Raw genomic sequence first — 14,276 nt, 5'->3', positions numbered from 1 at the left:
AGTAGTTTATTCTTCTTCTTTAATTTGCAGATACTGGTTTACCAGTTTATGTCCTTTAATAGTGGCAATTCCCAATATAAAATGGGCAGTTACCTGGTCCATTACCGTGGGCATTTCAAACTGATCTGCCGGGAACTGGATTGGATCAAAAGCAGCTTCCAGCTGCAGCTGGCGCATGCGTGCTACAATATCGATGTGGAGGTTCTGACGGTATAGGCCTTCCGTCATCCCTCTTTTTAAATTCTCTTTGATGTTATACAGTATGCTATCTGCTTTAAAGTTTTCGATGCTGCGCCAGGTATCCGGATGATATTTCCGGATCTCGAACAGCATAACCGGGTTAAGGGTTTTGGCAAGTGTGACAATATATCTCATATTACGCACCTGCTCTTCGATAGCATTTTCTGTAGTTTGCAGACATTCATTAAAATAAGCGATGTGGCTATTCAGCAGTTGCTGCATTCCTTCATCTATCAGTGACTGTTTGTCTGCAAAATGTTCGTATACTGTTTTTTTGGAAATCCCGCAATCGCGGGCTATATCAAACATGGTCACCCCTTTCACACCATATGTTCTGAACATTTTTAATGCCGTTTCCAGTATCCGTTCTCTCACCACCATTATTTCCGTTTTATGCTTTCATGCCTTTAATAAATATCTCCAGCAGTTGCTTTTGTTTTTCTATCACTTGTGCAAACTGTTCTTCGTTCAGGTCCGCATCATTTCTGAAATGGTCCGGTACTGAAAAGCGGAGCCCCATCAGTGACTGCACTAATAATTCCGCTGCTTTTGCGGGATGCTTCACTTTAAATTCTCCGGAAGCAATGCCCGCTTTGATAATCTCTGTATGAATTTCTATCTCCCGTTTCTTTGCTTTTATCATTCCTGCATAAAAGAAAGAATTGCCATCCTGCAAAATTTTAAATATTTCCAATCTGCAGAACTTACTCACAAAAATTCTTCTTATTTCAATAATGTTATTCAGTGCCTTTGAGGCTGATTTCACCTGCTGCGTTTCTTTTTCCATCTCCTGGAAGTATGCTTCCGCAATTCTTTCCAGCACCGCCATGTGCATGGCGTTCTTATCAGGGAAATAATAATATAACGATGCCTTTGAGCAATGAAGATCATCGGCAATCTCGTTCATGGTAGTCTTTGAAGCGCCATAGTGAGTAAAACGCTTCAGAGCTGCGTCCAGGATCTTCTCCTGCATTTCGTCTTTTGTCTCTGTATGCATTAACTTTTTGACTTTTTTAGTTTCAAGGTCAAAATTAGGAACATTTTCCGAAATAGTAACACAGGTTGTCCATTTAACAGGTATTTAACTTTTTGATGACAAAAGTCAGAAAGTCAAATAGTCTTACTCCCGATTAGGCTGATTATGCTGATTACCCTGATTTTTTTTGATTTTAAAAGATGAGCGAAGATCAGAGCGGATATAATCGCTCTGATCTTCGCTCATCTTTTAAATCTTTCAAAATCGGAAAAATAAAATCAGGGTAATCAGTATAATCAGCCTAATCGGGAGTAAGACAAAAAGCCCCGGGAGAGCATCTCCCGGGGCTAATATCTAAAAGCTTTATGCTAAATCCTTACTTCAGTTTCTCCAGTGCGGCCTTTAATTTTTCAAACATAGCCGGAATTTCTTCTTTCACACAAGTACCCACACTCAGGCGGTACCATGGAGAATTTTTAGCAGAACCGAATGCATAAAACGGCACCAGGGCTATTTTAGCTTCGTTCAGGATGTAGGAAGTAACAGCAGCCTGATCTTCCAGTTTAGTACCATCAGCAGTCTGTTTGCCTACCAGGTCAAATTTGATGGTGAGGTAAATCGCCGCTTGTGGAGCAACCGCATCTACTTTATGACCGGCTTTCTTCAGGTTATCGAAGCCCTGGTAAATTTTCACCAGTCTTTCTTCGATTTCACCTTTGAAGTGTTGCAGGTACTTATCCACATTTTCTTTTTGTACAAGGTAGCGTGCTGCTGCTTTCTGTTCTGCCATTGGGCTCCAGGCGCCAACGTGCGACAGGATAGACTTCATTTTAGCGATCACGTGTGCAGGTCCTAACGCCCAGCCAACTCTTACGCCGGTAGCAGCAAAGGCCTTACTCATACCATCGATGAAGATAGTGTAGTCCTTCAATTCAGGACGCAGTGTAACCGGATTGTGGTGATGTGTTTCACCAAAAGTGAGCACCCAATACATCTGGTCAAACATTACATAGAGTGGTTTTTCGTCTGCACTCCTGCTTTTGTTTTCTGCCAGTACCAGGTCGCAGATTTCTTCCAGCTGTTGTTTGCCGAAAGCAGTACCGGTTGGGTTCTGTGGAGAGCACAATGCCAGCAGGGTAGCACCTTTCAGCAGGGGCTTCAGTTCTGCAGCAGTAGGCATAAAATCGTTCTCTGCTTTGGTTTCCAGCACTACGTGTTCCGCTTCCAGGAAGTGGGTATAGTGGTTGTTGTTCCAGGAAGGAGTAGCGTATACCACTTTCTCACCACGATCTACAATTGTTCTGAATGTAGCGTAAATGATAGGACGGCCACCGCAGGAAATCACGATCTCTTTAGCAGGATCGTAGGAGAGGCCTTCACGTTCTGCGATGAAATCACCTACTGCTTTCCTCAGCTCCGGAATACCGTCGGCAGGAGGATAGTTAGTCAGGTGCTCCTTATAGGCAGTTATGATTTCCTGTTCAAATTCAACCGGGATGGGAAATACCTTCGGGTCAAAATCGCCAATTGTGAAATTATAAATCTTCTCGCCCTTGGCCTGCTTCTCCTTTATTTCAGCTGCTAACTTAATGATTTCGGATCCAATCAATGTTTCGGCTAAATGAGACAGTTTCATAACCTGCTTTTTTTGTTGGTTTGGAATAATTTTTCAGCGCGGCAAAAGTAACCGATTTGAAGATAATTTAAAAGAATACCCTAATTCTTTTCTCATTCATCAATAAACAATACAACTTATTGCATCTCATCTAACTAAACCTATCTTTTTAATCTTTCTATTCAGCATTATCATTTTTATGCATATATCACACCTTGCAAATCGTTGTGTAAAACCATGTTATCTTAGTGTATAAGATGTGATGAAATTAGGGAGAATGACAAAACTTTCTATCTTTGTTTTACAGTACATTTACACCTTTTACGCGGGTATTATGTGAAGAGATGGCCGTGCAGCGGAGATTACCAATTACATAGCATGTCAAGCAAACTTATATAAATCATGAAATTTATTGTTTCTTCCTCTACTTTATTAAAACAATTACAACAGATCAGCGGTGTTATCAATTCCAATACAGTATTGCCTATACTGGAGGATTTTCTTTTCCTGATTGACAAAAACGAACTGACTGTAGTTGCTACTGACCTGGAAACTGTTATGCGGGTGAAGCTGGAGGTGGAAGCCAAGGAAAGCGGACGGATCTGCATACCGGCGAAGATTATGATGGATTCTCTCAAAAATCTGCCTGATCAGCCACTCACTTTCCACATCGACCTGAACTCTTTTGCAGTGGAAATCACTTCCGACAACGGTAAGTACAAAGTGATGGGCGAAAATCCGGAAAATTTCCCGAAAGAACCAGCAGCTGATGACACAACCTCTTTTACCATGGCAGCAACAGGCCTGGTAACAGCCATCAACAAAACCCTGTTTGCCGTGAGCAACGATGACCTGCGCCCTGCTATGACCGGCGTATTCTTCGAAATTGCTACCGATAGCCTCACATTTGTAGCCACCGATGCACATCGCCTGGTGAAATATGTAAGAACAGATGTAAAATGCCCGCAGGCAGATAGTTTCATTGTGCCTAAAAAACCATTGAACCTGCTAAAATCTGCCCTGCCTGATAACGATACTGAAATCAAAATATCTTATAGCCAGAACCACTTCTTCGTACAACATGAAGGCGCACAAATGATTTGCCGCCTCATTGACGCACGTTTCCCTGACTATAAGGTGGTAATACCAAAAGATAATCCATATCGCCTTACAGTGGTTAAAAGCGACTTCCAGAACGCGTTAAAACGTGTAGGGGTATTCGCGAACAAGAGCACCAACCAGGTAGCCCTGAGTATCACCGGCAGCGAACTGCAATTGTCTGCACAGGATGTGGACTTCTCTTTTGAAGGTAACGAACGCATGAACTGCCAGTACACCGGCGATGACATGCAGATCGCTTTCAATGCCAAATTCCTCATCGAAATGCTGAACGCTGCAGAAGGTGACGAAATTTCCATTGACCTGGCTACCGCTACTAAAGCCGGCATCCTGAAACCTTCTGAAAAAGAAGAAAACGAAGATCTGCTCATGCTGGTGATGCCATTAATGCTGAATAACTAGTCATTAGCTGCTGCCCGTTAGCAGTCAGGAATCTAAAGTTAACGGCTACACTAAAATAAAATTTGTTAAAAGCGAAACGCTTATAGCTAAAAGATAATACATAAAGCAATCTCTCACAAAGAGGTTGCTTTTTCTTTGCCTGTGGCCCCAAAGAGCCCTTTATTTATTCCCCAAATAGTTGTATTTTTTGCCCGGGTTTAGCTGGTTGCAACATATAAACAGCAATCAAACAAATTCAGAACAGCAATGCAAGGGTAATAACAGTAACGCACATAGGATGCTGTTTATTACAGAATAGAATGTAACCACCTCCCCATATCCGCAGTAAAGATTTTGTTGGCCTGGTCAGAAGAACCATAAAGAACATAAACACATAGCGCACAGTAATACACTAGTATATATATTTTACCAGCATTATGGTAACATTTTTCGAAAATATTCCGTCTGGCTATCGTACTGCCATATTGGTGGGCGGGCTGCTGTTATTATGGATTATCGAAGGCCTGGTGCCCCGGTTCCGCTTTTCCAGTAACCGCTACCGGCATGCCGGCACCAACCTGTTCTTTACACTCACTACGGTGATTATAAACACGGGGCTGGCGTTTCTGATAGTGAAGGCTTCCCTGTGGACCAGCGCAAAGCAGTTCGGGCTCCTGTACTGGCTGCAATTGCCGTTATGGCTGCATACTGTCATGGCCCTGCTGATGCTGGATTTCATCGGCGCCTGGCTCATACATTGGGTACAGCATAAAACAGCCTGGATGTGGCATTTTCATAAAATACATCATATAGATACACAGATAGATGCAACCACTGCTTTACGTCATCATCCTGTAGAAAGCCTGTTCAGGGTAATTGCATTGTTTGTTGCCATTATCACTATGGGTGTGCCTTTCTGGATGGTTATGTTTTATCAGACGATATCCGCTTTTATGTCGCAGTTCAATCACGCCAATATCAGGTTGCCTCAATGGCTGGATAATACACTAAGCTGGGTTATTGTATCACCGGATATGCACAAAGTACATCACAGCCATTTTCAGCCGGAAACGGATGCGAATTATGCTAATATTTTTTCTATATGGGACCGGCTCTTCGGCACCTTCGTGAAAGTAGCGGATACCAGGAACATTAAATATGGCCTGGATCAATATCAGGACACCCGCTACCAGGAAATAGGACCACTATTGAAAGTGCCCTGGGAACAAAACTATTCTGCAAGTGAAAAATTAAGTGGTCAACATAATAACCTATAAACAATTATTCCTTCACCTGTTTTTAAAAATTCGAATATATATGCAACATTCAACAGCTTTAACAAAAACGGCCTGTATATCAGCGCTGATTATTGGTGTATTATCGGCAGCATTTGCCTTTAGTACAAAAACGCCCTCCTACGCAGTAACCGCAGGTGCAATAGGCGCCCTTATCGGCTTAACATCCTTATACATTGGCAGAAAAAATATTGATGATATGCAACTCGCCGCTGCCGGCGTATTTATGGCTGTTGTAGCCTGTCTCGTAGGACTGTGGCAAATTTATAACTAGCAATTAGTTGTTAGCTATTAGCTGTTAGTAAAAACTAATACTGGTGCAAAACACACCAAAAGCTAAATACTAAATGCTAAAAGCTATTTAATACTCTTCCGGTATTTTTCTGTATAACCCTCGGCGGCCTTTACAGGAAACAATACCAGCGAAGTATCTGACAGCGCTTTAATAATAATCGTATCCACCATTCCGGATGTATCTTTTACACCTTCAGAATGGTTCCATAAGAGTAACGTATCGTGCGCCAGCTGCCATTTTTCATATACCAACGTGTACATATTAATGGATCTGGCGGTTCCGTTCTTTCTTAGTTGAAAACCCTGCATTTCTTTTTCTACGCCTGCTACAGGCTGCATCCATTTTCCTATGAGCTTAGCTGCATCAACATGCAGCGTATCCGCAACAGCAGCGATGCTATCAGTAATGCCGGCATTACTGCTGTCTGCGGTATTCACCAAACTACTGTCATGACGCACTTCCTCCACCGGCTCCTTATGTACCGGATTACACGCAACAGTCATTATCAATAAAGACAGACACAGCAAATTGAATCTTACCATAGTCCTAAATTACGAATTACGAATTATGAATTGCGAATTTTAGTGAAGATGTTCATTTGAATTTCCACATAAATCTGTAATTCGCAATTCGTTATTCGTTATTTCTAATATTTACATTACTTTTACGCCATCACTTTAGGGGTGTTTATCCAAAGTAAATATGGATAAACTGAGATGATACCCTCAGTACCTGAAGCAGTTCATACTGCCGTAGGGAAAAGTAACTGAACCTTTCTTCATCTTTCCACATCCTTAAAGTTTATTGTTTCACTTTAATTCCAATAATCATGGAAGTGCATGTAAACAATAAACTTTATGCGGTGCAGCCGGGAATAACCATTGCTGCACTCTTACAGTTTATTCAACTCTCTGCTCAAAAAGGCATTGCAGTAGCCGTCAACAACCAGGTAATACCTAAGGGATCCTGGGAAAACCAATCATTATCGGCCGCTGATAACATTACTATTATACGCGCTACACAAGGCGGGTAAATGCCTATCTATCAATTTTCGTATATCCTTTTCCGTAGTTAAATATTACGGAACCATTATTTCTATCTGTAAAAATCCAAACAACATGCATAATCAGCATGCGGCTATTAGTCGCGCTCCTTTCCCTGCTTCGGAAAAAATTTATATCGATGGCAGCATACATCCTATTAAAGTGGCCATGCGTCGTGTAACCCTCACGGATACCCGCATGCACGGAAAAAATGGCGCTGCTACACCCAATGCCCCGGTAATAGTATATGATACCAGCGGCGCGTTTTCTGATCCACGTATATATATTGACGTTAGTACAGGCATTCCGCGTATCAGACAGGAATGGATTACCCGCAGGGGAGATGTAGAGCAGCTCCCGGAATTTTCCAGTCCACACATACAGCAACTGTTGCAGGATGGCGGAAAAATGCCGCTCATGAGCAATACCAACAAGCCTTTCCGCGCAAAACCAAGAAAAAATGTAACACAACTTTATTACGCGCAACAAGGAATTATCACGCCGGAAATGGAATACATTGCCATCCGTGAAAATCAATGCGTAGATAAATTATATGAACAGCACAATGACCTCTGGCAACAGCATAAAGGAAACAGTTTCGGCGCCAACACACCAGTAAAATATATTACGCCGGAATTTGTACGCCAGGAAATTGCTGCCGGCAGAGCTATTATACCCGCTAATATCAATCACCCCGAAAGTGAACCAATGATCATTGGCCGTAATTTTTTAGTGAAGATAAATGCCAACATCGGTAACTCCGCTGTTACTTCCAGCATAGAAGAAGAGGTGGAAAAAGCAGTGTGGTCCTGCCGCTGGGGCGCTGATACTATTATGGATCTCAGCACCGGCAAAAACATCCACGAAACCAGGGAATGGATTATCCGCAATTCGCCTGTTCCCATTGGTACAGTACCCATTTACCAGGCACTGGAGAAAGTAAACGGTAAAGCCGAGGCCCTCACCTGGGAAATATTCCGCGATACCCTGATAGAACAGGCAGAGCAAGGCGTTGACTATTTCACCATTCATGCAGGTGTGTTATTAAGATATATACCGTTAACGGCTAAACGAATGACAGGCATCGTATCCCGTGGCGGCTCTATCATGGCAAAATGGTGCCTGGCACATCACAAAGAAAATTTCCTGTATACACATTTTGAAGAGATCTGTGAGATCATGAAGGCATATGACGTGTCCTTTTCACTGGGTGATGGCCTGCGCCCCGGCAGTATAGCGGATGCCAACGATGCAGCTCAGTTTGCTGAACTGGAAACACTGGGAGAGCTTACCAAAATAGCGTGGAAACACCAGATACAGGTGATGATAGAAGGCCCTGGTCATGTACCGATGCACCTGATCAAAGAAAACATGGATAAACAGCTGGAACACTGCCATGAAGCTCCATTCTACACCCTGGGTCCTTTAACCACTGATATTGCTCCGGGCTATGATCATATCACCTCCGGTATAGGCGCCGCCATGATAGGCTGGTTTGGCACTGCGATGTTGTGTTATGTAACCCCTAAGGAACATCTTGGACTACCAAATAAAGAAGACGTAAGACAAGGAGTTATTACCTACAAAATAGCGGCGCATGCAGCTGACCTGGCCAAAGGCCATCCCGGCGCACAACACAGGGACAATGCCCTCAGCAAAGCCCGGTTTGAATTCCGTTGGGAAGACCAGTTTAATTTATCATTAGATCCGGAAACAGCACGTTCTTATCACGATGAAACATTGCCTGCTGAAGGCGCAAAAGTGGCCCATTTCTGCTCCATGTGCGGACCTAATTTCTGTTCTATGAAAATCACACAGGAAGTAAGGGAATTTGCAGCTCAGCAAGGCATGGCCGCAGAAGAAGCGCTGACAGCAGGTATGGAAGAAAAAGCGAAATCATTTGCTGAACAGGGTGGAGAAATCTATTTATAATTCCTGAGATTCTTTTAATATCAAAATCATTTTTAATGATTTGGATCATCACATCACCTGAACGTATACACGAAGAAGAAAAAATAATAGTTGAGCTGCTGCAGGCCGGCGCTGCACGGGTATTAATACGCAAACCGGAATGGACAATGGCCCAACATACTGCACTACTGGAAAAAATAGATGTTGCCTATTATGACCGTATCATTATGCGCGATAATCTCTGGGCCCAAAGCCGGTACTCCCTGGCGGGTGTACACTGGAGCTGGAAGTCGCGGGCATTATTTACACCCGATCAACTGAAACAGCTACTGAAACAATACCCGCAAAACAGTACCGGTGTTCATTCGCTTGAACAAATACCGGAAGCAGACAACAACTTCAGTACTTTATTGCTGAGCCCTGTATTCAACAGCATCTCCAAACCAGGCTACGAGGGGATGTTTGCGCAGGCATTAAAAAACAAAGGCAATCACAATGTATTAGCGTTGGGTGGTGTGGATCATACTAATATAGGCTTACTAAAACGCTGGCAATTTGATGGAGCGGCCTTACTGGGTACTATCTGGCAAACGCCGCTGCAAGCTGTTGAAAATTATTACCGTATACAGGAATTATGGAACAAGAGCGACCTTACGTGATGAGCTTTGCCGGCCTGGATCCAAGCGGGGGCGCAGGTTTACTGGCAGATATCAAAACATTTGAACAACACCGCGTGTATGGATTCGGCATATGCACCGCTATTACGGTGCAAACAGCCGATCAGTTTATGTCGGTAGAGTGGCTACCGGTAACGCATATACTGGCACAGGCCAAACCGTTGCTAACAAGCTGCCAGGTGCAGTATTGCAAGATTGGCATTATGCCGGATATACAAGCTTTACTGGAGCTCATCCGACAGGTAAAACAACTGGCACCCGGTATACGTATTGTTGTAGACCCGGTACTTAAGGCTTCTGCAGGCCACACTTTCCATGGCAGCATACATCAGCAGGCATGGAAGGAGTTGTTATCAGAAATTTACCTGCTCACGCCTAACTACGATGAAGCGTTACTGTTAGCAGGCATGGAAGATGGAGAAGCAGCGGCCAAACAACTATCGGTTTATTGTGCGATACTGCTGAAGGGTGGGCATCACAAAAACAAACCCGGTTGCGATACTTTATACACCGGTAATGTAATACACGTTTATCCGCCGGGCAATGGCATTGTATTTCCCAAACATGGCTCCGGCTGTGTATTGTCTGCCGCCGTAACAGCCGGCCTTGCACTGGGGCAATCCATCCATGATGCCTGTTATAACGGTAAAGTATATACGGAAAAATTACTGGCAAGCCATTCTTCACTAACAGGATACCATTACAAATGATCAGCACATTACACTATATATCGCAAGCGTCGCATACCGACAATATCCTGGCAGCCTGTGACGCCGGTTGCAAATGGATACAGTTGCGGATTAAAAATGAGTTACCGGAAAAAATTATGCCGGTAGCGGAAGCCGTAAAAAAAATATGTGACCGTTATCAGTCAGCACTTATCATCAATGACTATCCACATATTGCTGTAGCCGTAGGCGCCACAGGCGTACATGTGGGCAGGCTGGACATGTCTGTAGCCGCCGCAAGGGCCATCACAGGCAATAACATGACAATTGGTGGCACTGCTAATACAATAGCAGATATCCTGCAACATGTCCAGGATGGCGCCAGCTATGTTGGGGTAGGGCCGTACCGGTTCACTACTACCAAACAAAACCTCAGTCCTGTGCTGGGATTAAGTGGCTATCAGGCAATCATGCAGGAATTACAGGAAAAACGTATATCCATTCCCGTAATTGCCATTGGAGGTATTTTATTGGAAGATATTCCTGCACTGATGCAAACGGGCATTCATGGCATTGCAGCCAGTGGATTAATTACGCATGCAACAGATAAACAACAGTTGGTGCGCAGTATTTATGAACAAGTAAATCAATCATCAACATGGGTCCATTAATGATAGCCGACAGGCAATTTTCCTCCCGGTTGTTTACTGGTACCGGTAAATTTTCTTCCGCACAGATAATGGAAAACGCGCTACTGGCCTCGGGCAGCGAGCTGGTGACCGTAGCACTCAAACGGGTGGAAATGAATAATAAAGCAGATGATATGCTCCGGCACCTTATACATCCGGGGATTAACCTGCTTCCAAATACTTCCGGTGTACGCACGGCAAAAGAGGCCGTGTATGCGGCACAGTTAGCCCGCGAAGCGCTGGAAACAAACTGGATCAAACTGGAAATACATCCTGATCCCCGTTACCTTATGCCCGATCCGGTAGAAACCTGGCTGGCCGCAGCCGAGCTGGTAAAGCTGGGCTTTGTGGTACTACCTTACATCCACGCAGATCCCGTTTTATGCAAACGTCTGGAAGAGGTGGGCGTAGCGGCTGTAATGCCACTGGGCGCACCCATCGGCAGCAACAAGGGCTTAAAAACATTCGACTTCCTGGAGATCATTATCGCCCAGAGCAATGTACCGGTTATCGTAGATGCTGGTATTGGCAGTCCGTCCCATGCCGCACAAGCCATGGAAATGGGTGCCAGCGCTGTTTTAGTGAATACAGCTATTGCCGTAGCCAAAGATCCGGTAAGGATGGCCGCCGCCTTCAAAGCTGCTGTGGAAGCTGGTCGCATGGCTTATGAGGCAGGGTTACCGGCCACCAATTCCCAGGCCGTTGCCTCCAGTCCGTTGATTGCTTTTCTGGATGAGGCATAAATCAATTTCATCATCTTATTAATCCTTCATCATGTTTAAAAGCATATTTGATCAGTATGAGTGGAACGAGGTTAAAGCGGGCATCTATGCTAAAACGCCGCAGGATGTTGAACAGGCGCTGCACAGCAATCGCCGCACCCTCGATGATTTTGCTGCACTCATATCTCCCGCGGCAGCAGCCTACCTGGAACCCATGGCAGCCATGAGCAGCCTGCTTACGAAGCAGCGATTTGGCCATACCATGCAGTTGTATATACCACTATATCTGTCCAACGAATGCCAGAATATCTGTACCTACTGCGGGTTTAGCCTGGATAACAAGATCCGGCGAAAAACCCTCAGTCCCGGGGAGATATTGCTGGAAACGGCTGCCATCAAGGAAATGGGCTATGAACATGTATTGCTGGTAACCGGCGAAGCCAGCCAGCTGGTGGGTATCGATTACTTTAAAAAGGTATTACAGCTGATCCGCCCACATTTTGCCAACATCTCCATGGAAGTACAACCCATGGACGAAGCCGATTACAGCGCATTGAGTGAGTTGGGGCTACATGCTGTGCTGGTATACCAGGAAACCTATCATCAGGAAGATTATAAAAAACATCACCCAAAGGGGCGTAAGTCCAGCTTTGATTATCGCCTGGAAACCCCGGACAGACTGGGCCGCGCAGGCATCCATAAAATGGGGCTGGGGGTATTAATTGGACTGGAGGATTGGAGAACAGATAGTTTCTTTACAGCACTGCATTTACAATATCTTGAAAAAAAATACTGGCAAACGAAATACAGCATTTCCTTTCCGCGTCTGCGGCCCTTTTCAGGTGGCCTTACCCCAAAGGTAGCCATGAACGACCGGGAGCTGGTGCAGCTCATATGCGCCTACCGGCTGTTTAACCAGGAAGTTGAGCTTAGTATTTCTACCCGTGAGCAGGAAAAATTCAGGGACCATATCGTTCATTTGGGTATTACTACCATGAGCGCGGGATCTAAAACCAATCCGGGTGGCTATGCAGTTGACCCACAGTCGTTGGAGCAGTTTGAAATATCAGACGACAGGAGTGCGGCGGCTATAGCAGCAATGCTAAGAAAACAGGGTTATGAGCCGGTATGGAAGGATTGGGATAAGGTATTATCTTAAAAAGAGAAGGTGGCTCATCGGCCACCTTGTAGTTTTTCATGGGGGAGGTCAAAATTATAACAAGAATTACTTCTCTCAATCATAATAAAGATAACACAGCCGTTGGAATAAAAAAGGGGCAAGAGCAAACTGAACAAAATGAACAGACGCCCCCTTAAGTGAACAGAATAAAGGTATTCTTCTTATTTTTCACCTGTTATTCCAGCTTTCTGATCCGGCCGGTACAATAAAAATGGGCTGCTTCAAACGATGAAGAAGCAGCCCTGTACCGAAAATCCCGTAGTTGCCATATTACTTATTAATATAAGTATGATTGGAATACCAGTAATTCAAAAGTAATATGGTAATACTGAACAACCGCTTTCCATCCCCATTTGAACAAAAAGAACAGCGTGGTATTAAATGCACAGGATTTTTTTTTAAATTAACGACTCACCTTAACTTTTTCCACATCCCTGTAACTCTTAATCGTGTCATGCGCATTTCTCAAACCAGCCTGCTGACCTGCAATAATTTCACGCACGATGTAAGGCATAGGCGTATCACTTCTTAAAGCATCCATATAGGCGCGCTGCGCTGCATCTTCGCCATATTCACACGAAGAAAGGATAGCATGCCGGTCGCTACCTGTGAAAGTAGTTTTCACATCCATCCAGGTGCGGTATAATTTGCCGAAAGTGGTTGTGCTGGTTTCTTTATCTCCTCCATGGGCTTTTAACTGTTGATTCAACGTAACAGCATATTTGTTGCTTTCATCTATCATACGCTGGAACAGTGCCTTCAGATCAACATCATCAGTAGCCGCAATCGCTTTCCTATAGCCCTCCACTCTGTCGTTATTGATTTTTACAAGGTCGCTTAAGATAGTAACAAGTTTTTCCTGTTGTAACATGATCAAAAAATTTTATGGTTATAAAGAGATCGCTTAGTTGTACTACATGAACATTTTCAAAAATGCGTCCATTTTACTAAACCCTGTATCATACAGCGTTTCAAGTCGCGGCAAAGAATTTTCCCGTCCTTTTTTTTCTCGTATGGTGGAGAAGCTTCTACAATATAACTACACATAGGGCGTACTAAAGGTTGTAAACAAGGAGATTACCATATTGGCACAAATTTTTAAGTACTCTTCCTGCATCAAATACTTACAACATGTCAAATCTTTTGTATCTAATCGCAGTAATTCTAATTATAGGATGGATACTTGGTTTCTTTGTTTACTCTGCAGGTGCGTTGATACATGCCTTGCTTGTGCTGGCTATTATTGCGATACTCATCAATATTATAAGAGGCCGCGCTTTATAACATTGTGCGCTGCCACTTACTTATTCCTTGTTTGATATGCTTTCAATTGCAGTATATCAGACAAGGAATTTCTTTATTTTCATATGCAAGAGATCACTATATAAATAAATAGTGCATCCGAAGCATTTGATGAACCACTGACTGGTGATCAGGGACTCGTTTCGTATGCGGGAGATTTCCT

The 14,276-nt window shown here is 43.8% G+C and carries 16 protein-coding genes and 1 riboswitch; of the genes, 11 read left to right on the top strand and 5 right to left on the bottom strand.

What is annotated here, in order from left to right; translation table 11 throughout:
* Positions 1 to 6 precede the first annotated feature (6 nt).
* The 3 genes from CLV51_RS03765 to CLV51_RS03755 all read right to left on the bottom strand — a co-directional run bounded on the left by CLV51_RS03765 (position 7) and on the right by CLV51_RS03755 (position 2,852).
* The gene (locus CLV51_RS03765; protein WP_106526662.1) at positions 7 to 621 is read right to left on the bottom strand and encodes a TetR/AcrR family transcriptional regulator; all 615 of its coding nucleotides are present in this window, start codon (positions 619 to 621) and stop codon (positions 7 to 9) included.
* 10 nt (positions 622 to 631) lie between these two features.
* Complete coding sequence (locus CLV51_RS03760; protein ID WP_106526661.1) at positions 632 to 1,237, bottom strand: TetR/AcrR family transcriptional regulator; 606 nt, start codon at positions 1,235 to 1,237, stop codon at positions 632 to 634.
* 355 nt (positions 1,238 to 1,592) lie between these two features.
* Positions 1,593 to 2,852: a pyridoxal phosphate-dependent aminotransferase gene (locus tag CLV51_RS03755; protein ID WP_106526660.1), complete on the bottom strand. Its 1,260-nt coding sequence runs from the start codon at positions 2,850 to 2,852 to the stop codon at positions 1,593 to 1,595.
* A gap of 381 nt (positions 2,853 to 3,233) precedes the next feature.
* On the opposite strand from CLV51_RS03755, the gene dnaN reads away from it, so the two are divergent.
* From dnaN to CLV51_RS03740, 3 genes are all read left to right on the top strand, one after another.
* Positions 3,234 to 4,352: a DNA polymerase III subunit beta gene (gene dnaN, locus CLV51_RS03750; RefSeq protein WP_106526659.1), complete on the top strand. Its 1,119-nt coding sequence runs from the start codon at positions 3,234 to 3,236 to the stop codon at positions 4,350 to 4,352.
* Between the two features lie 416 nt (positions 4,353 to 4,768).
* Complete coding sequence (locus tag CLV51_RS03745) at positions 4,769 to 5,608, top strand: sterol desaturase family protein (protein WP_106526658.1); 840 nt, start codon at positions 4,769 to 4,771, stop codon at positions 5,606 to 5,608.
* 40 nt (positions 5,609 to 5,648) lie between these two features.
* Entirely contained in the window at positions 5,649 to 5,900 is a 252-nt protein-coding gene (locus tag CLV51_RS03740; protein WP_106526657.1) for a hypothetical protein, read from the top strand.
* Positions 5,901 to 5,983: 83 nt separating this feature from the next.
* Here the strand turns inward: CLV51_RS03740 and CLV51_RS03735 are convergent, their stop codons facing one another.
* Positions 5,984 to 6,463 carry a lipocalin-like domain-containing protein gene (locus tag CLV51_RS03735; protein ID WP_106526656.1) on the bottom strand — a complete coding sequence of 160 codons (480 nt, stop codon included), beginning with the start codon at positions 6,461 to 6,463 and terminating at the stop codon, positions 5,984 to 5,986.
* 127 nt (positions 6,464 to 6,590) lie between these two features.
* A riboswitch (TPP riboswitch) is annotated at positions 6,591 to 6,697 on the top strand.
* 53 nt (positions 6,698 to 6,750) lie between these two features.
* On the opposite strand from CLV51_RS03735, the gene thiS reads away from it, so the two are divergent.
* The 7 genes from thiS to thiH all read left to right on the top strand — a co-directional run bounded on the left by thiS (position 6,751) and on the right by thiH (position 12,790).
* Positions 6,751 to 6,954 carry a sulfur carrier protein ThiS gene (gene thiS / locus CLV51_RS03730; protein ID WP_106526655.1) on the top strand — a complete coding sequence of 68 codons (204 nt, stop codon included), beginning with the start codon at positions 6,751 to 6,753 and terminating at the stop codon, positions 6,952 to 6,954.
* 85 nt (positions 6,955 to 7,039) lie between these two features.
* Positions 7,040 to 8,896 carry a phosphomethylpyrimidine synthase ThiC gene (gene thiC / locus CLV51_RS03725; protein ID WP_106526654.1) on the top strand — a complete coding sequence of 619 codons (1,857 nt, stop codon included), beginning with the start codon at positions 7,040 to 7,042 and terminating at the stop codon, positions 8,894 to 8,896.
* A gap of 35 nt (positions 8,897 to 8,931) precedes the next feature.
* Positions 8,932 to 9,534, top strand: coding sequence for a thiamine phosphate synthase (locus tag CLV51_RS03720; RefSeq protein ID WP_106526653.1), 603 nt, complete (start codon positions 8,932 to 8,934; stop codon positions 9,532 to 9,534).
* A complete protein-coding gene (locus tag CLV51_RS03715; protein WP_106526652.1) occupies positions 9,510 to 10,262 on the top strand; it encodes a hydroxymethylpyrimidine/phosphomethylpyrimidine kinase in 753 nt (250 codons plus the stop codon). The genes CLV51_RS03720 and CLV51_RS03715 overlap by 25 nt, the downstream gene beginning before the upstream one ends.
* Entirely contained in the window at positions 10,259 to 10,891 is a 633-nt protein-coding gene (locus CLV51_RS03710; protein ID WP_106526651.1) for a thiamine phosphate synthase, read from the top strand. Before CLV51_RS03715 ends, CLV51_RS03710 begins: the two co-directional genes overlap by 4 nt.
* Positions 10,879 to 11,652 (top strand): thiazole synthase, encoded by a 774-nt coding sequence (locus tag CLV51_RS03705; RefSeq protein ID WP_106526650.1) that lies wholly within the window; start codon positions 10,879 to 10,881, stop codon positions 11,650 to 11,652. The genes CLV51_RS03710 and CLV51_RS03705 overlap by 13 nt, the downstream gene beginning before the upstream one ends.
* Before the next feature lie 31 nt (positions 11,653 to 11,683).
* Complete coding sequence (gene thiH / locus CLV51_RS03700; protein ID WP_106526649.1) at positions 11,684 to 12,790, top strand: 2-iminoacetate synthase ThiH; 1,107 nt, start codon at positions 11,684 to 11,686, stop codon at positions 12,788 to 12,790.
* 424 nt (positions 12,791 to 13,214) lie between these two features.
* On the opposite strand, the gene CLV51_RS03695 is transcribed toward thiH, so the two are convergent.
* The gene (locus CLV51_RS03695) at positions 13,215 to 13,682 is read right to left on the bottom strand and encodes a ferritin-like domain-containing protein (RefSeq protein WP_106526648.1); all 468 of its coding nucleotides are present in this window, start codon (positions 13,680 to 13,682) and stop codon (positions 13,215 to 13,217) included.
* A gap of 260 nt (positions 13,683 to 13,942) precedes the next feature.
* On the opposite strand from CLV51_RS03695, the gene CLV51_RS03690 reads away from it, so the two are divergent.
* Entirely contained in the window at positions 13,943 to 14,095 is a 153-nt protein-coding gene (locus CLV51_RS03690) for a lmo0937 family membrane protein (protein ID WP_106526647.1), read from the top strand.
* Positions 14,096 to 14,276: the final 181 nt, after the last annotated feature.

The organism is Chitinophaga niastensis, from assembly GCF_003014755.1.
GTDB lineage: Bacteria > Bacteroidota > Bacteroidia > Chitinophagales > Chitinophagaceae > Chitinophaga > Chitinophaga niastensis.
Note: the sequence above shows the minus strand (reverse complement) of the source record. Positions and strands in the feature narration are given on the sequence as shown.